Annotated in this window: 18 protein-coding genes; 12 read left to right on the top strand and 6 right to left on the bottom strand. The window is 56.2% G+C overall.

Translation table 11 applies throughout. The features are described 5' to 3' along the window. Positions 1-112: 112 nt before the first annotated feature. The gene (gene rmf, locus Q5Y71_RS02735) at positions 113-364 is read right to left on the bottom strand and encodes a ribosome modulation factor (protein ID WP_301418480.1); all 252 of its coding nucleotides are present in this window, start codon (positions 362-364) and stop codon (positions 113-115) included. A gap of 499 nt (positions 365-863) precedes the next feature. Between rmf and rlmKL the strand changes: the two genes are divergently transcribed. Beyond that, a complete protein-coding gene (rlmKL, locus tag Q5Y71_RS02740) occupies positions 864-3,065 on the top strand; it encodes a bifunctional 23S rRNA (guanine(2069)-N(7))-methyltransferase RlmK/23S rRNA (guanine(2445)-N(2))-methyltransferase RlmL (RefSeq protein WP_306039874.1) in 2,202 nt (733 codons plus the stop codon). A gap of 62 nt (positions 3,066-3,127) precedes the next feature. Here rlmKL and Q5Y71_RS02745 read toward each other — a convergent pair whose 3' ends face one another. Together Q5Y71_RS02745 and Q5Y71_RS02750 are read right to left on the bottom strand one after the other, a co-directional pair. Continuing rightward, entirely contained in the window at positions 3,128-5,539 is a 2,412-nt protein-coding gene (locus tag Q5Y71_RS02745) for a bifunctional serine/threonine-protein kinase/formylglycine-generating enzyme family protein (protein WP_306039876.1), read from the bottom strand. Between the two features lie 15 nt (positions 5,540-5,554). Beyond that, positions 5,555-6,469: a PP2C family serine/threonine-protein phosphatase gene (locus tag Q5Y71_RS02750; RefSeq protein WP_306039878.1), complete on the bottom strand. Its 915-nt coding sequence runs from the start codon at positions 6,467-6,469 to the stop codon at positions 5,555-5,557. Between the two features lie 508 nt (positions 6,470-6,977). Here Q5Y71_RS02750 and Q5Y71_RS02755 point away from each other — a divergent pair. Both Q5Y71_RS02755 and Q5Y71_RS02760 read left to right on the top strand, forming a co-directional pair. Then, positions 6,978-7,850 carry an FHA domain-containing protein gene (locus tag Q5Y71_RS02755; protein WP_306039879.1) on the top strand — a complete coding sequence of 291 codons (873 nt, stop codon included), beginning with the start codon at positions 6,978-6,980 and terminating at the stop codon, positions 7,848-7,850. Then, positions 7,847-8,104, top strand: coding sequence for a glutaredoxin family protein (locus Q5Y71_RS02760; RefSeq protein WP_306039881.1), 258 nt, complete (start codon positions 7,847-7,849; stop codon positions 8,102-8,104). Before Q5Y71_RS02755 ends, Q5Y71_RS02760 begins: the two co-directional genes overlap by 4 nt. Here Q5Y71_RS02760 and Q5Y71_RS02765 read toward each other — a convergent pair whose 3' ends face one another. After that, positions 8,105-10,111, bottom strand: coding sequence for a transglycosylase SLT domain-containing protein (locus Q5Y71_RS02765; RefSeq protein ID WP_306039883.1), 2,007 nt, complete (start codon positions 10,109-10,111; stop codon positions 8,105-8,107). Positions 10,112-10,258: 147 nt separating this feature from the next. Between Q5Y71_RS02765 and Q5Y71_RS02770 the strand changes: the two genes are divergently transcribed. Then, a complete protein-coding gene (locus tag Q5Y71_RS02770) occupies positions 10,259-12,124 on the top strand; it encodes an ATP-binding cassette domain-containing protein (RefSeq protein ID WP_306039885.1) in 1,866 nt (621 codons plus the stop codon). Positions 12,125-12,182: 58 nt separating this feature from the next. Here Q5Y71_RS02770 and Q5Y71_RS02775 read toward each other — a convergent pair whose 3' ends face one another. Then, positions 12,183-12,626, bottom strand: a complete 444-nt coding sequence (locus Q5Y71_RS02775; protein ID WP_306039887.1) for a universal stress protein — start codon at positions 12,624-12,626, stop codon at positions 12,183-12,185. 147 nt (positions 12,627-12,773) lie between these two features. Here Q5Y71_RS02775 and Q5Y71_RS02780 point away from each other — a divergent pair, with 147 nt between their 5' ends. The 4 genes from Q5Y71_RS02780 (at position 12,774) to Q5Y71_RS02795 (ending at position 17,052) form a co-directional block, all read left to right on the top strand. Further along, a complete protein-coding gene (locus Q5Y71_RS02780) occupies positions 12,774-13,298 on the top strand; it encodes a hypothetical protein (protein WP_306039888.1) in 525 nt (174 codons plus the stop codon). Between the two features lie 214 nt (positions 13,299-13,512). Further along, positions 13,513-16,200, top strand: a complete 2,688-nt coding sequence (gene topA / locus Q5Y71_RS02785) for a type I DNA topoisomerase (RefSeq protein WP_306039890.1) — start codon at positions 13,513-13,515, stop codon at positions 16,198-16,200. Next, the gene (locus tag Q5Y71_RS02790) at positions 16,197-16,691 is read left to right on the top strand and encodes a DUF6586 family protein (protein ID WP_306039892.1); all 495 of its coding nucleotides are present in this window, start codon (positions 16,197-16,199) and stop codon (positions 16,689-16,691) included. Before topA ends, Q5Y71_RS02790 begins: the two co-directional genes overlap by 4 nt. Before the next feature lie 103 nt (positions 16,692-16,794). After that, the gene (locus Q5Y71_RS02795) at positions 16,795-17,052 is read left to right on the top strand and encodes a hypothetical protein (RefSeq protein WP_306039893.1); all 258 of its coding nucleotides are present in this window, start codon (positions 16,795-16,797) and stop codon (positions 17,050-17,052) included. 72 nt (positions 17,053-17,124) lie between these two features. Here the strand turns inward: Q5Y71_RS02795 and lexA are convergent, their stop codons facing one another. Next, positions 17,125-17,730, bottom strand: a complete 606-nt coding sequence (gene lexA / locus Q5Y71_RS02800) for a transcriptional repressor LexA (RefSeq protein ID WP_306039895.1) — start codon at positions 17,728-17,730, stop codon at positions 17,125-17,127. A 160-nt stretch (positions 17,731-17,890) separates the two neighbouring features. On the opposite strand from lexA, the gene Q5Y71_RS02805 reads away from it, so the two are divergent. From Q5Y71_RS02805 to Q5Y71_RS02820, 4 genes are all read left to right on the top strand, one after another. Then, positions 17,891-18,529: a TIGR00730 family Rossman fold protein gene (locus Q5Y71_RS02805; protein ID WP_301418507.1), complete on the top strand. Its 639-nt coding sequence runs from the start codon at positions 17,891-17,893 to the stop codon at positions 18,527-18,529. Positions 18,530-18,907: 378 nt separating this feature from the next. Beyond that, on the top strand, positions 18,908-19,540 hold the full coding sequence (locus Q5Y71_RS02810; RefSeq protein WP_306039897.1) for a TetR/AcrR family transcriptional regulator: 633 nt from the start codon (positions 18,908-18,910) through the stop codon (positions 19,538-19,540). Between the two features lie 47 nt (positions 19,541-19,587). Further along, positions 19,588-20,604: a beta-N-acetylhexosaminidase gene (nagZ, locus tag Q5Y71_RS02815; RefSeq protein WP_306039899.1), complete on the top strand. Its 1,017-nt coding sequence runs from the start codon at positions 19,588-19,590 to the stop codon at positions 20,602-20,604. 307 nt (positions 20,605-20,911) lie between these two features. Then, the gene (locus Q5Y71_RS02820; RefSeq protein ID WP_301418513.1) at positions 20,912-22,033 is read left to right on the top strand and encodes a mechanosensitive ion channel family protein; all 1,122 of its coding nucleotides are present in this window, start codon (positions 20,912-20,914) and stop codon (positions 22,031-22,033) included. Positions 22,034-22,059 lie beyond the last annotated feature (26 nt).

Here is a 22,059-nt window from a genome sequence, read left to right on the forward strand (position 1 = left end):
GCTTGGTAGAGCGCAGACAACCGCTCATTTCGGCACTCTGGCTCCCCGGCCCCGGGCAGGGCCTGAGAGGAAAGCTGCGCCGCCATTTGGGTCTATCTACATTTGGGTCTATCTAAATGGTGCTCCAGCCGTCCGGGTACTGGATGTCGGTGGAAATAGCGCTATAAATCTCCAATTTTTGCGCCTTGGTGGTTCTGTCAAAGCCATTCCAGTAGTCTTCCCGCCCTTCACGCCAGCCGTTGACCCATTCCTGGTGGGCATTGCTTTCCACAAAGGGGCAGCTGTCAATGGACTTGTTGTTCAGAGCAGCTAAATACCCCCGGTAGAATGCCCTGTCGGTGTGATTGCGTTTTTGGCGTTTCATTGTATCAGGCACCTCTGTTTGTAGATGTACCGGCGGCAGCACGGTATGATGCATACGCTTTACAGTTATATTGCACTGCCTGTTTAAGCTTATTGAATCTCTCCTGCAGGTGACCGCGCTTTCCTTTCCGCCTCCTATTGCAAGAATACTGTCGGGTTTGCCCAATCGGAAAACTCCGGGCAGGCATATACAGCGCTACTGGTGGGGCGGAAAAATCCAACTTGACTTGCTAGACATGGGGCGAATAAGTGCGTTTTGCCCGGATCGAAACGGCACAGTGCGGAACAATTCGATGGCTGTGCAGTGACCCTCTGGGTGTGTCCGGTATCGAAAGTGGCCATGTGTGGGAGGAATCGGGGGGTATCGAAGCCTCTCGTGGGTCCTTGGCCTCTGAGGGCGGCCTGTCCATTATTGCGACACCAGACAGAAAAGACTGTGGAGAGGCTAACAAGCTTCGACAGGCATGAAATATTCCCCCAAAGGGGCAAATTGGGTAAATATGTTCACAGATTTACAGTGCGAAGTAGTAAAGTTTACTGCCACCTGCCCCAGAGGGCTTGAAGGTCTGCTCGCCCGGGAGCTGCAAGCCCTCGGTGCGATTGGGCTACAGGAGCAGCCCGCGGCCGTGCACTTTTGCGGTTCTGTAGCGTTGGCCTACCGCTGTTGTCTCTGGAGCCGCCTTGCCAACCGTATCCTCATGCGCTTGGATCAGGTGCGTATTGGCAGTGCGGAAGACCTGTACCGGGCAGTTGCCACCCTGCCCTGGGAACAGCACCTCCAGCCATCCGGCAATCTCTGGCTGCATTTCTCCGGCACCAACCGCGAGATTCGCAACAGCCAGTTCGGTGCGCAAAAAACAAAGGATGCAATCGTCGATCGCCTGCGCCGGCAAACCGGTGAGAGACCGAACATCGTCAAACACCATCCCGATTTGACCGTGGCATTGCGACTACAGCGGGATAAGCTGGATATTGCGATTGATCTCAGCGGTGACAGCCTGCACAAGCGCGGCTATCGCACCCAAATTGGCGCCGCGCCATTAAAAGAGAATCTCGCCGCCGCACTCTTGCTGCGCGCGCGGTGGCCACAGATTGCTGCAGAGGGTGGTGCACTGCTGGATCCTATGTGTGGCTCGGGCACCATTTTGATTGAAGCGGCCCTGATGGCGGCAGATATCGCCCCGGGCTTGTTGCGTGAACGTTTTGGCTTTGAGAACTGGCTCAATCACCAGAGCGATATCTGGCATACGCTGCGTGCGGAGGCGCTGCAGCGCCGCGCCGTTGGTTTGGGGAAAGAGTTACCGGAAATTCGCGGCTATGATGGGGATGTCAGAGTACTTTCTGCGGCCGAAGCTAATATTGCCAGGGCGGGACTGGAGGGCCGGGTGCGGGTGCGCTGCCGGCCCGTAGTGGCCTTCAAAGTCCCGAGTCACAAGGTGGTCAAACCGGGCTTGGTACTGACCAACCCCCCCTATGGTGAGCGCCTGGGTGAACAGGAAGCTCTGCGGGAAACCTATGCGGAGCTGGGGCGTCAGTTGAAAGGGGAATTTCCCGGTTGGCAGGTAGGTATTTTTACCGGTAACCCGGAACTTGGCTATTCTACCGGGCTGCGCTCCCACAGGCACTACCAGCTGTACAACGGCAGTATTCCCAGCCAATTGTTATTGTTCCAGATTCACCCGTTGAGCGAGCGGGGGAAAGCGGCAGACAGGGCCTGTAAACTCTCTGCAGAAGCACAAATGGTAGCCAACCGCCTGCGTAAGAATCTGCGCACCACCGGCAAGTGGGCCGATAGAAAGGGTATCGATTGTTACCGCCTCTACGATGCCGATCTGCCAGAATATTCTGCCGCAGTGGATTTGTACCGAACCTGCGGGGGTACGCTGTATGTGCATCTGCAGGAGTACCGCCCGCCGGTTACAATTGATGAGGGTAAAGCACGTAACCGTCTGCGCGACCTGCTCCGTGCCGTGCAATCTGTTCTGGACTTGCCACAGGCAAATATCAGCATCAAGGAGCGGCGCCGCCAAAGTCACAAGAGCGGGCAGACGGGTGGTGGTCAGTATCAAAAGCATGCGGAGGCTGGCACCGCTTTGCGGGTGAAGGAGTACGGTGCTGAACTCGAAGTGGATTTGTGGCGTTATCTCGACACCGGGCTGTTTCTCGACCACCGTCCGGTGCGGAAATACCTTCGTGAGTCAGCTTCCGGCAAAACGTTTCTCAATTTATTCTGTTATACCGCCAGTGCGACTGTGCAAGCCGCCCTGGGGGGCTGTGTGCAGAGTACCAGTGTGGATATGTCCCGAACCTATCAGTCCTGGGCCGCGCGCAATTTTCGCATGAATCATTTGGACCCCTACAGACACCAGCTCGTGGAAGCTGACTGTCTGCAGTGGCTTGCCTCTGCCCAACAAAATCGCAAAGGGCAGTATGATTTGATCTTCCTCGATCCCCCGACCTTTTCCAATTCTGTCAAAATGCACAGAGTACTGGATATACATCGCGATCACGTCGCGCTGATTCACCAGTGCATGATGTTGCTGGCGCCCGGTGGCAGACTGGTATTTTCAAATAATTTGCGCAGTTTCAAAATGGATGGGGAGCTTGGCAAAACCTACCGGGTAAAGCCGCTGCAACTGCTGGACAGGGATTTTCACAGAAACCCGAGGATTCACAATGTCTGGGAATTGAGTACAGGGTAGGAGACTGGTGGCCGCCCGGCAGCCCACAATACTGGGGGCTCAGTTGCCGGCGGGGGTACGCATTATTCGAGCTCCATCACAATTCGGAAGCCGAGATCCCGCAAGCGGCTATCATCACCGAGACCTTTGCGGTAATCCGCACTGATCTTGCTGGAGGGATCCCGCATTGAGCCACCGCGCACGCTGTGTAGTTTACAGTTCGCTATCAACAGAGGGGTCGCGTCGGTGCGGCTGCGGTCATAGCCGGGCTGATAGCAATCCTGCACCCATTCAGCGACGTTACCCGCGGTATCGTAGAGCCCAAAGGGGTTGGTCCGGTAATGGCCCACAGGTGCCGTAGTGACACGAAAGAGGCTGTTGAATTCACTGTTACAGCCACGCCGGCAGTTGGCCTTGCCGCGCGCATCGTCATCTCCCCACCAGAAAGGCTCTGCAACGCCTCCGCGGGCTGCGTATTCCCACTCTGCTTCAGTAGCCAGACGGTAGCGCTGGCGGGTTTCTGTGGATAACCACTGTACGTACCGTTGGGCATCTTCCCAGCTAACATGGATAACGGGCCTGTCTCCGCGCCCCCAGCCGGCGTCGTCCGGCAGAGTGCTGCCAGTGGCCAGAGCAAAGCGGTCATAATCATCAAACGTAATTTCATGGGTCGAAATGGCAAAAGCGCGGGTGATGACCACCTTGTGGGCCGGACTGCTGAAAGAGCGCCGGTTACTGCCCATGGTAAACCCGCCCGCTTCAATCACAATCATCTGCGGTCCCCAGCCTCCAGATGGGAGTTTGGAGCGGATTTTTTTCCCGGCAAAGTAAGTCCGTTCCAGCGCGAGTGACAGTGTGAGGTCACTATCTTTGAGAGTGACCCAGCGGCGCACCTTGGTAAAACCGGGCCTGCTGATTTCCAGGTCGTATTTTCCCGGCTCTAGCTTGATGCCCGGTTGATAGCGGGGGGCAATATTCATAATACGTACACGGGCGTCTTGCGGCGATGTCTTCACATTCAGGGCATAGGTGGGTGGGGTCTCGGGGCTTTCGGATGGCCGAGCCTGATTGGTCCCGGAGGCATTGTTCACTTTTTCCGGGTTTGGCGCGGGCGTTGCGGCCGTTTTGACTATGCCGCTGCCGGGGTCCTGGGGAGGCCGCCTATCTTCTGCGGGGGCAACGGGTTCTGCGGTTGTATGATCCCCACCGCTTATTGCCCCCAAAACTGCCGTTTGCACCCCAGCGGCGGGATGTTTGTCGGGTGCTGTGTCGGGCGTGTGTAAAGGGGAGTCTGCCTGACCCGACAGAAACCCGGCGGTAAAGCGGCTGGCGCTGTCGAGGAGCGGAATGCCGCTGCGCCACTGGGCTTTGGCGCTGATCAGGCTGAACAGACTCCAGGCGAGGAACAGGGACAAGAGCATGAGCCCGCCGACCAGCCAGGGGCGTTTGTGTTTTGCGGGCTCACGCAGCAGCTGGTGCAGGCGCACGAGCGTGTCCCGTTCTGTTTGCGCCCGTTGCGGCTGCTCGGGGTGTGTTCTCCCCCGCTTCAGCGCGAAGACAAAGCGCTCCTTCGCGCTGCTGTACAAGGTGAGCAACAGGGCGCGGGCCAGGCTGTAAATCCCAACGGATGCGTTGTTGAGCTGGCTGACCTGGTTGCTGGGTTTACCCGCCAGAGCAGAGAACCACTGGTCCATCGCATCACTCACATCCAGTCCGCGCTGAAATCGTTTGTCCGGGTCCTTGGCCAGAAAACGGTCTATCAGTGGCTGGTAGACGGCGCTGCGCGACGGCAGTTGCGGGATGGGGCCGGTCAAATGCTTGATGGCAATTGCCACCGCTTCCTCGGCCTGATAGGGCACGGCACCGGTCAGCATTTCATAGAAGACTACACCGAGGCTGTAGAGGTCGGCGCGACCGTCAATGGCGGCTCCCCGCGCTTGTTCAGGGCTCATGTAGTGGGGGGTCCCCACTACCATGCCACTATTGGTCATGCGGGTGGTGCGCGCGACTGCCCGCGCGACCCCAAAATCGCTGAGCACGGCGGAGCCATCCTCTCGGAATAGAATGTTTTCCGGTTTGAGATCCCGGTGCACATAGCCCTTGCTGTGAGAGTGATCCAATGCCATGGCGATTTGCCGTACGACATGCAGGGCTTCCAGCGGTGCCAGGGGGCCTTTTTCTAGCCGCTCTGATACCGAGCCACCTGGCATAAAATCCATGGCGATATAATTTAAGCTGCGGTAGCGACCGATATCGTGGATACCGACAATATTGGGGTGGGAGAGCTGCCCGACGATATTGGCCTCGCGCTGAAATCGCTCACTGAAGACCGGGTCTGCATTCAAAACCGGCGACATCACTTTGAGGGCCACCTGGCGGCCCACGCTGCGCTGGATTGCCAGGTACACCGTGGACATACCGCCCTGATTGATCTTCTTGAGGATTCGATAGCCCGGAATTTGCAGGGATGAACTACCGCTGGTGACGACTTCCATGATGGGCGGATCCTGTCAGAGCAGCTTGGGAAGTCCGATCACTGCCATCGTAACGGCAGCTAACACAAGAAGTGCCGCAAACGTCCGCTTCGACAGCCTCTGGAACTGCCCCGATAGTGGTTTGTTGTGAACAGCTGCGCTGTCCGGAGTCGAGCGAAGGGCAGGTGCCTGGGGCGGGGCGTCGATAATTTGTACGGTAATGTTATCTCTGCCGCCGGCATCGAGTGCTGCCCCGATCAGTAAATCCACTGCGCGGTGATTGTCAGCATTTTCAGCCAGTATTTGCGCAATCTTTTCATTGGGCACTTCGGTGCAGAGGCCATCACTGCACAACAGCAGCTTTTGTCCTGCAGCCCACTGGTAGGAAACCCGATCTATTTCCAGATTTGGGTTTGCACTGCCGCCGATACAGCGGGTAATAACATGCCGATTGGGGTGGCTGGCCGCCTCTTCAGAATTAATGGCACCGGAATCCATTAACATCTGAACGTAGGAATGGTCATTGGTCAGCTGACTGAGCTCGCCGTTCCCGCCGCCCGGGGCCCACAGGTAGGCCCGGCTGTCTCCCACCCAATAGATACGGAAGTAGTCGCCCTCCTCGGCCAGTACGACCGCAGTGGAGCCCATGTTGGCAGTGCAGTGTTCGTCTCCGAGCAGGAGGGTATGGGCTTTTCTCAGCGCTTGCTCGTAGTGGCGATCGGTAGCTGAGGAGTGCTGAATCTCTTCGACAACCGTTTTGCTGGCAAGCTCACCGGCATGGTGTCCGCCGAGACCGTCGGCGACCACCCAAACCCCTCTCTGTTCATCGGCCCAGTAGGCATCTTCATTCTGTTCACGCCGGTAGCCGGGATGGGTGGCGCCAGCACTGCGCCTAGCGCCTTGCCTGCACTGAACAACTCCGCTTTGCCGGGACACTTTGGCTTCACTCACGGGCGTGTAACTACCTGTACTCTGTGATGATCATTGTATAGGAGATAGCCAGCCCGGCAGCAGCCGGCCCTCCTCCAGTGGCGCGGCAAATGTACTTTATGTAACCCCACCTACTGCACCCCAGTGGCCATTATTGCACCTTGCGGATACTAGACCTTCGCTTCATTGTAAGCTGCAAACCCAGTCACACGCTAATGGTATTGCCCGTGTTAAACTCAGTTGTAACAATAAAACTGAGCGTTTCGGCAGCTTCTTACCGGTGATTTTCTCAGGCTGGCATTCCGATAGGCCTTCCATTTCTATTGGTTTGCGGTTCTTGAAATGTTGGTGCAGAAGTGCAAAGTTGCCCTTCTATCTGGCGTCTGCGCCAGTCCGGAGTCTGCGGCTGCGGGGCCTGCGTTTATTAGCCCGGAAAGGCATTGGTTTGATTGCCAAGATAAGCGTCGAGCGTTCTATCTCCTGGATGGGGGCTGTTTTTGAATTCCCTTTGGGCTTAGGAGCGACTTCAATGCTCAAACTTTGCGACGTGCAGGACCTAAGTCAGAGTGTCTGGCTGGTTTCACCGGGCGTGACCGTAGGGAGGGCCCAGAGTTGTGACCTGTGCCTACCCGATGACTCTGTGGCCAAGTTGCACCTGAAAATTGTGGTAAAAGAGCATGAGTTGATGCTCGACAGTGTCTCCTCCGGCTCCCAGATTCTGGTCAATGGCAAAGTTGTGGCAATGCCGCATCAGTTACAGTTGAATGACCAACTGACAGTTGGTACCCGTATACTGAGAATTATCGATCCGAAAGTGACCAGACTCAAAGCGGCACCTGCAAAAAGTGTTGCCTGGGCCTTAAGAGCAAACCATCGGGCCATTGCCGGTAAAGTGTTCCCTGTGAAAGGGGGTGCGGTGGTGGGGCGTTCGGAGGAGTGCGACATCACTTTTTCGCTGTCTCATTTATCGCGCCGCCACGCGCGCCTGGAAGTGCGCGAAGGACTGTTATTTGTCATCGATCTCGGTTCAGCCAATGGCACTTTTGTCAATAATCGGCGGGTTGCGGAGAGCCGCGTGCGACGCGGTGACGAACTGCGTTTCGATACCTTGCGCTTTTCCGTTGTAGGCCCCCCCGATGATATTGACAGAACTGCGGTGCGTCCCGCAGTTTCCATGGCTGAAGTGGAGCGAATGGAGGGGGCAGTCAGTGCGGGAGCGGCGCCAGAGGATATCACCCGGCCTTCTGCGGTTGTTGATGGCCTTCACCTGTCGGGTGGAGTCGGTGCTGTTGAGGTTTCCGGGGTTCGCAAGACCCGTCTGCGCGCCTGGGCGGTGGCTCTTTTGCTGGGAACGGGGGCTGCCGGTCTTTACTGGGCAGACTCGCAGGGATTTTTCGGATGAAAGAGGGTGGTGAACTCATACTTTACACAACGCTTGGCTGCAGTCTGTGTGAAAAGGCAAAAAAGGAGATCTGGCCCCTTCTGGCCCGATTTGATCTGCGGCTGCATGCAGTGGATATCGCCGATGATGCGTATTTGCTCGAACGCTTTCGGTCGATAATTCCCGCGGTGGGGCTCGGCGACCCTGAAGACGTCTGCCTGTGGCCCTTTGACCGGTCGCAGCTGCAAACCTGGCTGATCCAAAGGTTGGGATAGTTACAGCTTGCCTGCGGCTTCACTCTCCCGCAGTAACTGCAATCTGGCACCATTACGGTAGGCGTAGATGACCGTGTATGCCAGGACATTTTGAACATAGGTACGTGTTTCTTTGTAGGGAATGGTTTCTATCCAGACGTCATAGGGCAGGCGTTTGCGGGTTTCCCTCAGCCATTTCGCTACCCTGGACGGCCCCGCATTATAGGCTGCTGCAGCGAGGATGCGGTTGTTGTCGAAGCGGTTGAGCAGGGTGCTCAGATAGAAACTGCCGAGGATGATATTGGTGTTGGGGCTCAACAGATCCCAGCTGCGGCGGTAGGGCACCCCGGAACGGCGCGCGGTGTCGCGGGCTGTAGAGGGCAATAGCTGCATAATCCCCAGAGCCCCCGCGCTGGATTTGGCATCGTGACTGAAATGGCTCTCCTGGCGTGCGACCGCGTATATCAAATATGGATCCAATGGCGAGTTCTGCCTGCCCACGCGCTCACTGGCATTGTGAATGATATCTGCGAAGGCCAGTGGGAAGCGCAACTCCAGGTCGTCCAGATAATCTGCGGCCAGTACAGACTGGATAGATTTGTGATGCCAACCCCAGTGGCTCGCCACCTTACCCGCGGCCAGCAATTCTTCGGGAGTCATTTCTCTGGTGGCGTAATTCCATTCCCTGCGCGCATGAAAGAATTCACCCATGGCCTGTAATTCCCGCGCTCTCTGTAAGGCCGGGCGGCGCGCTATTTTCTGGACCTGGTCCGGTGTGATCGACGCGGGCCTGTGAACAAAACTGTAGTGCTGCCCCAATACATCTGCGGCGAGAAAGCCGTAGTAGCTGCGTTTCTGTGCCAATTGCCGATAGAGGTGTGCAGAGGCCCCGGTGCGTGACTTGCCGTAGAGCTCTTCCAGTGAGCGGGCTTTCCAATAGAGCCAGCGGTCGAGCTGCTGCTTGGCCGGTGGAAGGCGATCAATCCAGAAGGCAACCTGTTCCCAATCCAGTTCGCGCAGGGACTGGCGCGCCAGCCATTCGATACTGTGTCCATTGCGGATTGCGCGACCGCGCCCGAGCTGCAACAAGCCCTGCATATTCTCCTGTCGCGCAAATTGTCGTGCCAGGTGGCGCAACATTGCCTCCTGTTCCGTATCGCTGAAGAGAAAATTGGCACTATAGCGCTGCCAGGCCTGTTCGGCACGGGCTGCATCCTGTCGCGCCAATCGATAGAGGCCGTGCAGGATGATTTCCCGGTTTTGCTGGGTACCGTCTAAAAGGCGGGAATGGTTGAGCAGCAGCTCAGGGGTTTTGTGCACTTGGCGCAAGTGTGCTGCCAGTTCCTTGTAGGGGGCTTGCATTTTCCTGGCAATATAGGCGGCCAGTGCCAGGTTCCCCTCTTTGAGTGCGAGCAGATGGCGCCTCCAGATCATCTGCTGGGTAAGGCCGCCGGCGTGTGCCCATTGGGCAAAAACGGGATCGCATGCCTCCGCTTGGGAATGCCCCACCAGCCAGAGTGCTCTTGCCAGGCGGTAGGCCTGGGCCTTGTCCCCATGACGGAACAGGGCATCGGCATAATAACAGCGCAGGGCAGTGCGGTTGTGTCGCTTTGGCCGGTAATATTCCAAATAGGTTTTAAACTGGCCCAGGCTGCCCAGCTGTGCAAGGAGTTGCATGCGCATCCAGTCGCCGATGGCTGTATTGTCATTCTCGATGAGAAAGCGGTCTATTTCCGCCATGGGCAGCCGGGACAGCTTTTGGTGAATGATCCAGTAGTCCAGATAGGGGGCTAGCGGATAGTCCCTGAGCTCAGATTTCAGTTTTTTAAGCTGGCGCTGGTCGTTGTGCTCAATGGCGAGTCGTGCCCTGTGCAGTTTATGGCGAAAGACAACCGCTGCTTTGCCCGGCGTTGCCGCTAACTGCTCCGAAAGCTGCACCTGTTGCTGGGCCTTGCACGGGACACCTAGGCAGATCCAGATCATCAAGAGCGGGGCAATCCCCCTTGTGTCGGTCCACAGTTTATTCATCACGACATTGGGTGCATCCCGGCCAGTGTGCAGGACAGCATGGTAAAGATGCTAAAATAGCGGATTTTTCACTGGGCCCGCAGTATCGAGTTCGCTTTTTCATTTGGCGTGAATGCTCTCCGGGTTTGTTAAGTGTAGTGCGTGTTTATGTTGCTTCTATTGGATGGGGTCAGTTTTCGCTACGGAACCCAAGTACTCGCTGAGAAAGTCAGCACAAAAATCGAGCGCGGTGACCGCATATGCCTTGCGGGGCGCAATGGGGAGGGTAAGTCCAGTCTGCTGCGCCTGATTACCGGACAACTCGACCCCGACGGGGGTGAAATTGTTCGTGCAAGCGGTATGGTGATAGCGATGCTTGAACAGGCCTTGCCGTCGGATTGTACAGATTCCGTATATGCCTACGTCGCTGGTGGACTGGGTGAGATTGGCGCCGTATTGGCGGGCTACCGGGATAATCCCACTGCCGAGCTGCAGGCGCAACTGGAAGCTGCGCAGGGCTGGGGCCTGCTGCCACGTCTCAGTGGGGTGTTGGACCGTCTCGGCCTCGATGGCGAAGCGCGGGTTGAGGCGCTCTCCGGTGGGTGGCAGCGCCGCGCGGCACTTGCCCGTGCACTGGTGGTGGAGCCAGATCTGTTGATCCTCGACGAGCCCACCAATCACCTGGACATCGCTGCAGTGGAATGGCTTGAGGGCTTCCTTGCCGATTATCGTGGCGCACTTTTATTTGTGAGTCACGACCGTGCGCTGGCCCGGCGTCTGACCCGCACCGTATGGGACCTGGACCGGGGCCGTTTACGCGTCTTTCGCTGCCAGTTTGAGCGCTATCAGGAGGAGAAGGAAAAACTGTTGGTGGAGGAGGCCAGAACCGAGGCGCTATTCGACAGGAAGCTGGCCCGGGAAGAGGCTTGGATTCGCCAGGGTATCAAGGCCCGCCGTACCCGCAACGAGGGACGAGTCCGCGCTCTGCAGGCGCTCAGACGTCAGCGGGAGGCGCGCAGGCACCAGCAGTCCATCGCGCGAGTATCGATCGATAACGGGGAAAGATCCGGCAGGCTGGTGGCGGAACTGACCGGTGCCACCTTTGCCTATCCCGGTGAAAAACCGCTGGTTCGCGATCTTTCCTTCACCTTGATGCGCGGTGACAAGATCGGCCTGATTGGTCCCAATGGCGCCGGCAAGAGTACCCTGATCCGCCTGCTGCTGGGAGAATTGCAGCCCCAGCGCGGCCGTGTGCGCCTGGGTACCAAGCAGCAGATAGCCTATTTTGACCAACACCGCGACCAGTTGAATCCCGCACTATCGGTTTTGGATAATGTGGCCGGGGGACGCGATTCGGTACTTATTGGTGGTAAGAGCCGCCACGTGATGTCCTATTTGTCCGATTTTTTGTTCGGTGGCGCCAAGGCACATACTCGGGTTGACGCCCTGAGCGGTGGCGAACGCAATCGTGTTCTGCTGGCCAAGCTGTTCAGTCAGCCCGCGAATATCCTGGTACTCGATGAGCCCACCAACGACCTGGATGCGGAAACCCTGGAGCTACTGGAGAAGCTGCTACTGGACTTCGGCGGCACCGTGCTGTTGGTGAGTCATGACCGCGCCTTTTTAGACAATGTAGTGGGCGCCTGCCTGGCCTTCGAAGGGGATGGCGACATTCGCGAGTATGTGGGGGGGTACGACGACTTTCTTCGCCAGGGGGGCCGCTTTGTAACAGGGACCAAAGCGCAAAAGCTGCCCCAGCTTGCACCCTCATCCAAACCCGCGCAAAAAGCAAAGCCCCAGGCACTCAAAAAAAAGCTCAGCTACAAGTTACAGAGAGAGCTGGACAGCCTGCCCGAGTTGATTGAGAGCCTCGAAGAGGCAATTGACACTTTGCAATCGGAGGTCGCCGACCCGGCTTTTTTCCGTCAACAGCCGTCTTTGGTACAGGAGCGGTTGCGCTTGCTGACTGAAAAGCAGGCACAACTGGAAGCCGCTTTTGCGCGTTGGTCTGAACTTGAAAGCGGCACTGGATGAGGGTGTTTCTGGTGCTTGAAGAGCGGTGTTTTACCAAACCTTCACCGCTTCCCACCAGCTATTTATCTTCCAGGTGCACGCGGATTGCCAGCACATCGCATTTGGCCCCGTGTAACACCCCATTGGCGGTCGAGCCCAGCAACAGGGCCAGGCCGTGGCGGCCGTGGCTGCCGATGACGATCAGGTCTGCCCCCAGGTCCGCGGCCAGGCGATGTATCTCGGTAGAGGGCTGGCCGAGAATGACGTGTTGTCGTTCGGTGGGAATATTCAGCGCATGGGCAGCCTTGCGGAGCTGTTCCTTGGCCTGGGTTTGCAATTGCTCCTGGACTTCGGAAAGGTCCATAGGGATATCTCCGCCATAGGCAAAAGTCAAAGGCTCTATGGCATGTACCAAACTCACCTCTGCGCCAAATGCCCCCGCAAGCGCAGCGGCTTTTTCCAGCACCTGCGAGGACTCCTCGGAGAGATCAAGGCCGACCAAAACCCGTTGATATTCCGCCATAATGTGCTTTCTCCCGCCTCTATTATTGACTCAATGAATATACCCTTTCGACAGTCATTTTCAGTCTACCGTAAAAAAACTGTTTGACACAGATCATACGAAACAGCGCAGAATGGCGGTTTTTGTCTTTCATTGGGGTGATTGGTGATGTCCGAATGGTTACCAGTGATCATTATTGGCCTCGTCATTGGGTTGGTATTGGGGCCGGTGATGTGGCTGAAACCCAACCGTCGAGACCGCCAACTGGCGGACTTGCGCAGTCGGGCTGCGCGGGCGGGCATTACTGTGCAGATTCAGGCCCTTCCGGCCACCGCTGGCAGGGGGACTGCCGCCGTTTATTCCCATCGGTGGCAGGATCGCAAAGGGCTGCGGGTTGGCTGGACGCTACAGCGCCAGCGGGTAGCGCACGAGTTGAATTTTGCCGGACGCTGGGATTGGGGTAGCGGTCCCGCTGCTCCCAAATCCGCCTGGCATTATCTGCATCAATTACTGGAAAAAGTGCCAGTGAACACCTATGCAGTCGTAGCCACCGATGTGGGATTAGGCATCCAGTGGGAGGAGTCTGGTGGAGGGCAGACCTTTGCACAACTGTTATCGGCACTGGCTGAATTCGGTCCGCTGATAGAGGGGGCCATTCGCAAACCGAGCCCGGTAGGGCCCGTGGAGAACTAGCCTTTCGAGGCCTGATACCCGCAAGAGGAGCCAGGTGCTACGCCTCCTTCCCAGTCCTTTAAAGGGTGAGGATATTTGCTGTCTGGCACAGAAAATTGTCAGCTTTGCTTGACCGCGCACTGGCTGGAGCTTATATATTCGCGCAGCGCAAGCTTGGACTGGCAGCTTGCCGGGCCTTAAACAGCAGTAAATTTTTATTTCAAATCAGAGAGTTATGGGTAAATCACTGGTCATTGTTGAATCACCGGCCAAAGCGAAAACCATCAACAAATACCTCGGCAAGGACTTTGTGGTTAAGTCCAGCGTTGGCCATATTCGCGATTTGCCCACAGGTGGGGGCCGCAAAGGGCCTGTTGATGCTAAGGCGCGGGCGCGGCGCGCGGCGGAAACCCGCAAGCTCTCCCCGGAGGCGAAAGCGGCATACAAGCGCAAAAAGAGTCACGAGCAACTGATTAAACGCATGGGCATAGACCCGGATCACGGCTGGTTGGCACATTACGAAATTCTGCCAGGCAAGGAAAAAGTTGTCAGTGAATTGCGCAAGCTCGCCGAAAACGCTGACCATATCTACCTGGCGACGGACCTGGATCGCGAGGGAGAGGCAATCGCCTGGCATTTGCGCGAGGCCATCGGCGGTAGTGACGACCGCTATCGCAGGGTAGTCTTTAACGAAATCACCAAGTCGGCAATTCAGGGCGCCTTCAAAGACCCCGGGCGATTGAATATCAATCGGGTGAATGCCCAGCAGGCACGGCGTTTTCTCGACCGTATTGTCGGGTATATGGTATCGCCGCTACTTTGGGAAAAAGTGGCCAGGGGATTGTCTGCAGGGCGCGTGCAGTCTGTGGCCGTACGCCTTGTCGTAGAGCGGGAGCGGGAGATCCGTGCCTTTATTCCGGAAGAGTACTGGTCCCTGCTTGCAGACACAAAAACCGATAACGCCGACAAGCTGCGCCTTGAAGTCAAAAAGCAGGCAGGTCAGGTATTCCGGCCCGTCAATGAGGCCCAGGCGAATAGTGCCGTGCGGCAACTGGAGTCCAGTGCGTTTGTTGTTAGCGGGCGGGACGACAAACCGACCAGCTCCAAGCCCGGTGCCCCGTTTATCACCTCGACATTGCAGCAAGCGGCGAGCAACCGCCTCGGTTTCGGTGTGAAGAAGACCATGACCCTGGCTCAGCGTTTGTATGAAGCGGGGCATATTACCTACATGCGTACCGATTCCACTAATCTCAGTGGGGAGGCTGTGGAATCTGCTCGGGAATATATCGGCGAGCACTACGGCGATCCGTATCTGCCGAAGGTGCCTAACACCTACAGCAGCAAGGCAGGGGCCCAGGAGGCCCACGAGGCCATTCGACCTTCCGATGTGCGTGTGGGCCCGAATATGCTATCGGGGGTAGAACGCGATGCGGAAAGGCTCTACAACCTAATCTGGCAACAGTTTGTCGCCTGCCAGATGACGCCAGCACAATTTACCTCTACCTCAATCGTGGTCAGCGCCGGCGAATTTGAACTGCGCGCTCGCGGCCGGGTTATCCGCTTTGACGGGTTCCTCAAAGTGGCGCCTTCCGGGGGCAAAAAGGAGGAGGATCTGGAACTGCCGGACGTAAAAGTCGGCGACAGGCTCGCCCTGCAGAAATTGGACCCGAAACAACATTTCACCAAACCCCCAGCGCGTTTTAGTGAGGCGGCCCTGGTGAGGGAATTGGAAAAACGCGGCATTGGCCGGCCCTCCACCTATGCGTCAATCATTTCCACCATTCAGGACCGCGGCTATGTGCGTTTGGAAAACCGGCGTTTCTACGCGGAAAAGATGGGCGACATTGTTACCGATCGCCTCAGTGAAAGCTTCAAAAATTTAATGGACTACGGTTTTACCGCGAACCTGGAAGAGTCCCTGGATGCGGTGGCCGAGGGGGAGAAAGGTTGGAAACAGTTACTCGATGAGTTCTATCGGGACTTCTCCGCTCGTCTGGAAAAGGCGCAGTCTACCGATAAGGGCATGCGTCGCAATACCCCGACTGACACGGATATTACCTGTAGCAGGTGCGGACGCCATATGCAAATTCGCACGGGTTCCACCGGGGTATTCCTGGGCTGTTCCGGTTATGCTCTGCCCCCCAAGGAGCGCTGCGTCAATACCATGAACCTGGTATCTGGCGATGAGGCGGTGGATGCGGACACAGATGAGGAAGCGGAATCCCGCCTTTTGCGCGAGAAGCGCCGTTGCGCCAAATGTGGCACGGCCATGGACAGCTACCTGCTGGATGAGCACCGCAAGCTCCACATCTGTGGCAACAATCCAGATTGCAGCGGTTATGCAATTGAGCAGGGCACCTTTAAGATCAAAGGGTACGATGGCCCGGTGATCGAGTGTGACAAGTGCGGCAGTGACATGCAACTGAAGTCTGGTCGTTTTGGTAAGTACTTTGGCTGTACCAATGAAGCTTGTAAAAACACCCGTAAGTTATTGAAAAATGGCCAGCCGGCGCCGCCGAAAATGGACCCGGTGCCCATGCCGGAGCTGGCGTGCTTGAAAGTGGATGACCACTATATTCTGCGCGACGGTGCCACCGGGCTTTTCCTGGCCGCCAGTCAGTTCCCTAAAAAACGCGAAACACGCGCCCCCCTGGTCAAAGAGTTGCTGCCTCACCAGAGCGAAATCGACCCCAAGTACAGCTTCCTTTTCTCTGCCCCGCTCAAAGACAACGAGGGGCGGGACACGGTGGTGCGTTTCAGTCGCAAGATGCAGCAGCAATATGTGCAGTCTGAGGAGGGGGGCAAAGCGACAGGATGGCGTGCTTTCTATCGCGAGGGCACTTGGCAGGTCGAGCCCGGTGATAAAAGCACCGCTGCCAAACGTAAACCCCCGCGCAAGAAAGCCGCTCAAGGCAGTCAATGACGAATCTCTATACGGGTCTGGTTGTCTCTGCGCTGCGCAAATGCCAGCTGTTGTTACAGTTGTCTGGTGAATCTGCCTTGCAAAACAGGGCCCTGCAAGAGGCAGCCCTGTTTCAGTTGTGGAAAGCCTACAAGGCTTACCTCGCTGAGCTGGCAAATGAATTGCAATTGGGTTTCGAGCCCGAGTCATTGCAAGTAATCCTGGATAGTCTCAAGAGCCGGGGAGTGGTCAGTAGTGAGGCCAGGGAATTATCCTTGCTCTATGCTGATCCAGATAGCTGGTTAAGCAAGCTGCTTCAAGGCTGGAGAAAGCTGCAGCAGCTTGCTCCCACACCCACAATGGAATCCGCGCGGAAAGAGGCAAACCTGATCCCACTGCGCAGTATGGCCGCCCCCACATCCGGTGCGCTTTCTGCTGAAATTCTGCTGAAGTGGCATGGTGCTCTGAGAGAATTGGTGCGCAGGCAGCGTGCCAGTTTGGAGGAGTGTTAAGTGTACCTGTGTACCATTTGCTTCGCTTGCCTGCGCCCACTGAAACTTATAAATAGCCTGTGTTACACTGGGCGCAAATTGATTTGTGGTGAAGGAAAAGCAAATGTCCTCCGAAACTTATGAGATTATCGAACTGGCCAATGGCGATGTGGCTTTGCGTCGCAGCGGCCACAAGGAGGACCCTCTGGTGAGTATTCATTTCTCAGCCGAGAGTCTCCAGTTTATGAGAAAACACAAGGTGGCTATTGCCCGGGCTATGCTGGAAGCGGGCATTGAGGCTGTACACAATCTGGATGAGCTGGAGCCGGGTTACTTTGAGGAAGACGAGGAATCACTGCTGGCTAACCATACGATCCATTGATCGAGGGGTTATCCCGGAGAGGTTTCAACAGCGGCCAACGGCCGCTGTTTTTCGTATTAAGGCGTGATCAAATCAAGGGGTTTGGCGAATGACGCCCACCGCCAGCCCTTCAATCACAAAGTGGTTGTCCCGCATATCCACCTGAATGATGTCGAAATCATCATTTTCAGGCAGTAACTGCACCGCCGCCTGGTTGCCTTTGCGGCGGAAACGTTTCACGGTGACCTCCTCGTCAATACGTGCCACAACAATCTGCCCATTCCTGACCTGCTCGGTTTTCTGTACCGCGAGCAGATCCCCGTCGAGTATGCCCGCATCGCGCATACTCATCCCGTGTACCCGGAGCAGGTAGTCTGCCGGCGGGCGAAAGAAGTTGGCAGGAAGGTCGCAATAGTCCTCGATGTGTTCTGCCGCGAGAACGGGGTGACCTGCGGCAACGCGACCAATGATGGGAAGGCCGGATTGGTGGTCGGGAATCCGAATGCCGCGGGAAGCGCCGGCGACCATCTCAATGGCTCCTTTGCGCGCCAGGGCCTTCAGGTGCTCTTCTGCGGCATTGGGTGACCGGAAGCCCAGCTCCTGGGCAATTTCCGCCCGGGTTGGCGGATAACCTGTTTCTTCCAAATAGGTTTTGATCAGCTCTAGTACTTGGGTTTGTCGGGCAGTGAGATTGGTCATGGGATTACCTAATATTCTGTATTTTTATACAGTTGCTGGGATTATATACAGAATTGATGTATATGCAATCCCAATGCACCCCCGCTGTATATGCTGCTACATTGGTTATGAAAACTGGGAATGAAACACGCTTGTTGAAAGGCCTGACAGAGAGGGAACGATGCTGGATGCAAAAATGGCTGAGGCATGGCGGGTGCTGCGCATACAGTCGGAGTTGGTAGATGGCATTGAACGTCTGATCGCACTTAGTGGCGCGGTTACGGTTTTTGGGGGCGCGCGCTTTACCGAGAGTAGTCCCGAGTACCGGCAAGGTGTGAAGCTCGGTGAGTTATTGGCCGCAGAGGGTATTTCGGTAATCACCGGTGGGGGACCGGGTTTGATGGAGGCGTGTAATCGCGGAGCTTTTGCCCTGCCGGGCACTTCAATTGGGTTGAACATTGAGCTTCCTTTTGAGCAGACAGCCAACCCGTATCAGGATATCAGTTTAAATTTCCGTTATTTCTTTGTGCGTAAATTTATGTTTGTCAAACACGCTGTGGGCTTTGTGGGTCTGCCGGGGGGCTACGGTACTTTGGATGAATTGTTTGAGGCATTAACTTTGGTTCAGACACAAAAAGTGCGACGGTTTCCCATTGTATTAGTGGATAGAAACTACTGGCGTGGTCTCTACAACTGGCTGGTGGATACGGTCTTGGAGCGAGATTGCATTGATGCAGGCGATCTGGATTTATTCCACATCGTGGAAACGGTAGAGGAGGCGGCAGACCTGATACTGCAATTTATGCGGCCCCAGGAGTAAGCAGAATTTTTCCCGTGTGTCGCGCCTGCCTCCATCTCGTATTTTAACCGGCAAACAAAGCGTCGCATTTAAAAAACAGCGCAATTGAACTGGCTGCTTTTGTGACTCGCGCCGGCCCGGAGCTGCTGGCTGCGCCGCTTGTATTGCAATGACCCGGCAATGTATGCCACGACCGGGTTAGCGATAACTGAGCAAACCATACTTCTTCCAAAGGAGCGGTCTTTATCGACAACGTGCTCCCAACCGCTACCCCCTCCTGATCACAGCCTCAATGATTGATCGGGATATGGGAGTAGAATAGGGTGTCGACAGACCGGCGGTGGAGTGTGCTAGTCTGGCCAGAATCAAACACCTGTTTTAAATCCTGGTTGACTGCTTATGAGCCATACGGACACCGTTATCCGCATACTGGACGCCGCAGAGATCCTGTTTTCGGAGCGCGGCTTTACCGAGACATCCTTAAGGACAATCACCAGCACGGCCGGGGTCAACCTGGCCGCCGTCAATTATCATTTTGGTTCAAAGAAGGCATTGATTCAGGCGGTGTTTGAACGTTTTTTAACCCCGTTCACCTGCGCGCTGGAGTCAGAACTGGACGGGTGTGCTGCATCTGGTCGACACCTGCGTGTGGAAGACCTGCTGGGGAGTCTCTACCGGGTGGGGCTCGGCAGCCTCGGCGAACATGGTCGCGATCCCCAGCGTTTCATGCGCCTTTTAGGGTTGGCCTATACGCAGTTCCAGGGGCATTTGCGCCGTTTTATCGTGTCCCGGTATGGCGATAGCTACCGCCGTTTTGCCGGTCTGCTGGCAGAGGCCCTCCCCGGGATAGACCCTGTCACCTTCTACTGGCGCCTGTACTTCATGCTGGGTGCAACCATCTTTACGCTGTCGAGTTTCGATGCCATAGAGGCTATCCTGAGAGAGGATTTTGGTGCGCAGAGCAGTTTGCCAGAGACCCTGGAACGACTGGTGCCTGCTGCCGCTGCCATGCTACAGGTTGTTGAAACATAGCCTCTGAAAGGGGTGTTCAGGCGGCGGAACTATTCAAGGAGCTTATTATGTCCGCACCGCTGGGACCGGTTATGGTCGATATCGAGGGACTTGAACTTTCCAGTGAGGATTGTGAATTGCTGCAGCATCCACTCGTGGGAGGGGTGATTTTTTTCGCGCGTAACTACCACAACCGGGCCCAATTGCAGGAGTTGATCGCGGCGATCCGTGCGTTGCGCCCGGAGTTGTTGTTGGCTGTCGATCAGGAAGGGGGCAGGGTCCAGCGTTTTCGCGATGAATTTACCCGTCTGCCATCCCTGCAGTCCCTGTCCGCAAGAGCCTCACAAAAGCAATTGCGGGATGTGGGTTGGCTGTTGGCAGCGGAATTGCTGGCAGTGGGAGTGGATTTCAGTTTTGCGCCGGTTTTGGATGCAGATGATGCATACAGTCGGGTCATTGGCGACCGCAGTTTTTGCGCAGATCCGAAACGCCTGACGGCATTTGTACGCCCATTTATTCAGGGTATGCGGGAGGCGGGCATGGCGGCTACCGGCAAGCATTTTCCCGGCCACGGCCACGTGCTTGAAGACAGCCATATGGAATTGCCAGAGGATGGGCGCACCCTGGATCAGGTGATGGAGTCCGATGCCTTGCCATTTATTGATTGTATCGGTACCTCGGAGCTGGACGCAGTGATGCCGGCTCATATTCACTTCGTGAATGTCGATGACCGGCCTGTGGGCTTTTCCCGCTACTGGCTACAGGATATCCTGCGGGGACGCCTTGGCTTTGACGGGGTTATCATTAGCGATGACCTTTCCATGAAAGGTGCCGCTATCATTGGCGGCTATGGGGAAAGAATTCGGGCTGCCCTGGAGGCCGGCTGCGATATGGGGGTAGTGTGCAACAGTCGTGAGGGGGCCCGGGAAGCCCTCGCTGCGCTGCAGGGGGTTGTGCCACAACCAGAATCCCGTGTGCGCCTGGGCGCCATGCGCGGCAGGCCCTCTATTACTGCCTGGGCTGAACTGGAAACGAATGCCCGTTGGCACAGAACGCGCGACTGGCTTTCAACCTGGCACCATTGACTGCCGTCGGGTGGATCGCTGTGGATTGTTGGTTCTTCAGAGTATCCATGGCACGCGTTTTAGCCTAGAGAATTTCCGGGTATTCAGCGGCCGTGAGCCCTCTGCCCTACCTGTCCGATGAGATCGTCAAGACAAATGGGCTGACTCTGCGCTACAGCGCCATCGCGGTTGCGTCTGAGATTGTTGGCTTGGTGTCAATAAGGTATTGAGATTACCTCTGGCTGTGGTGCCAGGGTAGCCCCATCCCTATGGTGGAAGCGTTGAGGGGGTAGGGGGCTGTAACGTTGTTAGCATTTAGGGGGTATTGGTGGAATCTGTAGAGCACTTGCTTCTGACCTGGTTTGGTGAGAATCGCGCCTGGATCGTGATCGTCTTCCTGTTCGTGCTGATTGCGGCAGTAGTTGCCTGGATGTATGGCCGTTTCGTCCTGCGGTTCGCAGCTCGGGCTGAAAAGACAGAAAATCCCTGGGATGATGCCCTGGTGCGGGCACTGTCGCCCCCGGGGCAGGTTTTGGCGTGGCTACTGGGACTGACGCTTGCGGCGCAGTATGCCGGACGGGCAACCGGTGCGGAAATCTTCTCTGTGGCAGAACCGGTGCGTGAGATAGGGCTGATCCTGGTTCTGGCCTGGTTTGCCTGGCGCTTCTCCCACAGTATCGAGTGCAACCTGAGCAATCCCCGCTATATCGGCAAGCCGATGGATGCAACCACGGTACGCGCGATCGGCAAGCTTGTCAGGGCCTCTATAGCCGTTACCGCTGGCATTGTGATTATGCAGTTTCTGGGCTACAGCGTGAGTGGTCTGCTGGCGTTTGGTGGGATCGGTGGACTGGCAGTCGGTTTCGCGGCCAAGGACCTGCTGGCGAATTTTTTTGGTGGCCTGATGATCTATCTGGACCGCCCCTTTGCGGTGGGGGACTGGATTCGATCGCCAGATAAGGAGATTGAGGGCACAGTTGAGGATATTGGTTGGCGCCTTACCCGGATACGCACATTCGATCTGCGCCCGGTCTATGTGCCCAATAGCATTTTCACTCAGATCGCAGTAGAAAACCCCTCTCGTATGCTAAACCGAAGGATTTTCGAAACTATTGGAATCCGTTATGAAGACGCGCACTTGATGGCGCCGATTGTTTCAGATGTAAAGGCAATGCTACAGCGACACCCTGAAATAGATGTCAATCGAACACTTATTGTTAACTTCAACAGCTTTGCCGCCTCATCGTTGGATTTCTTTGTATATACGTTTACGCGAACGACGGACTGGATCCGTTTTCACGAGATTAAGCAGGAGATTTTGTTATCAATCTTGAAGATTGTCGAGAGCCATGGCGCTTCCTGTGCATTTCCTACCTCTACCGTGCATATTGCCGATATTCCTTCATTAACGCAGGAAGCGGTGTGTGACAGCTCGCCGCAGGTACAATAAGATACATGGGAGTCATATTAATACTG

Source organism: Microbulbifer sp. 2205BS26-8 (genome assembly GCF_030731025.1).
GTDB classification, from domain to species: domain Bacteria; phylum Pseudomonadota; class Gammaproteobacteria; order Pseudomonadales; family Cellvibrionaceae; genus Microbulbifer; species Microbulbifer spongiae.

Excerpts from the sequence above, each read along its gene's own strand:
- lexA (WP_306039895.1), bottom strand. The coding sequence starts at position 17,730 with ATGACCAATCTCACTGCCCGACAAACCCAAGTACTAGAGCTGATCAAA.
- rmf (WP_301418480.1), bottom strand. The coding sequence starts at position 364 with ATGAAACGCCAAAAACGCAATCACACCGACAGGGCATTCTACCGGGGG.
- Q5Y71_RS02805 (WP_301418507.1), top strand. The coding sequence starts at position 17,891 with ATGCTGGATGCAAAAATGGCTGAGGCATGGCGGGTGCTGCGCATACAG.
- Q5Y71_RS02760 (WP_306039881.1), top strand. The coding sequence starts at position 7,847 with ATGAAAGAGGGTGGTGAACTCATACTTTACACAACGCTTGGCTGCAGT.
- Q5Y71_RS02745 (WP_306039876.1), bottom strand. The coding sequence starts at position 5,539 with ATGGAAGTCGTCACCAGCGGTAGTTCATCCCTGCAAATTCCGGGCTAT.
- nagZ (WP_306039899.1), top strand. The coding sequence starts at position 19,588 with ATGTCCGCACCGCTGGGACCGGTTATGGTCGATATCGAGGGACTTGAA.
- Q5Y71_RS02755 (WP_306039879.1), top strand. The coding sequence starts at position 6,978 with ATGCTCAAACTTTGCGACGTGCAGGACCTAAGTCAGAGTGTCTGGCTG.
- Q5Y71_RS02770 (WP_306039885.1), top strand. The coding sequence starts at position 10,259 with ATGTTGCTTCTATTGGATGGGGTCAGTTTTCGCTACGGAACCCAAGTA.
- Q5Y71_RS02795 (WP_306039893.1), top strand. The coding sequence starts at position 16,795 with ATGTCCTCCGAAACTTATGAGATTATCGAACTGGCCAATGGCGATGTG.
- Q5Y71_RS02810 (WP_306039897.1), top strand. The coding sequence starts at position 18,908 with ATGAGCCATACGGACACCGTTATCCGCATACTGGACGCCGCAGAGATC.
- Q5Y71_RS02780 (WP_306039888.1), top strand. The coding sequence starts at position 12,774 with ATGTCCGAATGGTTACCAGTGATCATTATTGGCCTCGTCATTGGGTTG.
- Q5Y71_RS02765 (WP_306039883.1), bottom strand. The coding sequence starts at position 10,111 with ATGAATAAACTGTGGACCGACACAAGGGGGATTGCCCCGCTCTTGATG.
- Q5Y71_RS02790 (WP_306039892.1), top strand. The coding sequence starts at position 16,197 with ATGACGAATCTCTATACGGGTCTGGTTGTCTCTGCGCTGCGCAAATGC.
- rlmKL (WP_306039874.1), top strand. The coding sequence starts at position 864 with ATGTTCACAGATTTACAGTGCGAAGTAGTAAAGTTTACTGCCACCTGC.
- topA (WP_306039890.1), top strand. The coding sequence starts at position 13,513 with ATGGGTAAATCACTGGTCATTGTTGAATCACCGGCCAAAGCGAAAACC.
- Q5Y71_RS02775 (WP_306039887.1), bottom strand. The coding sequence starts at position 12,626 with ATGGCGGAATATCAACGGGTTTTGGTCGGCCTTGATCTCTCCGAGGAG.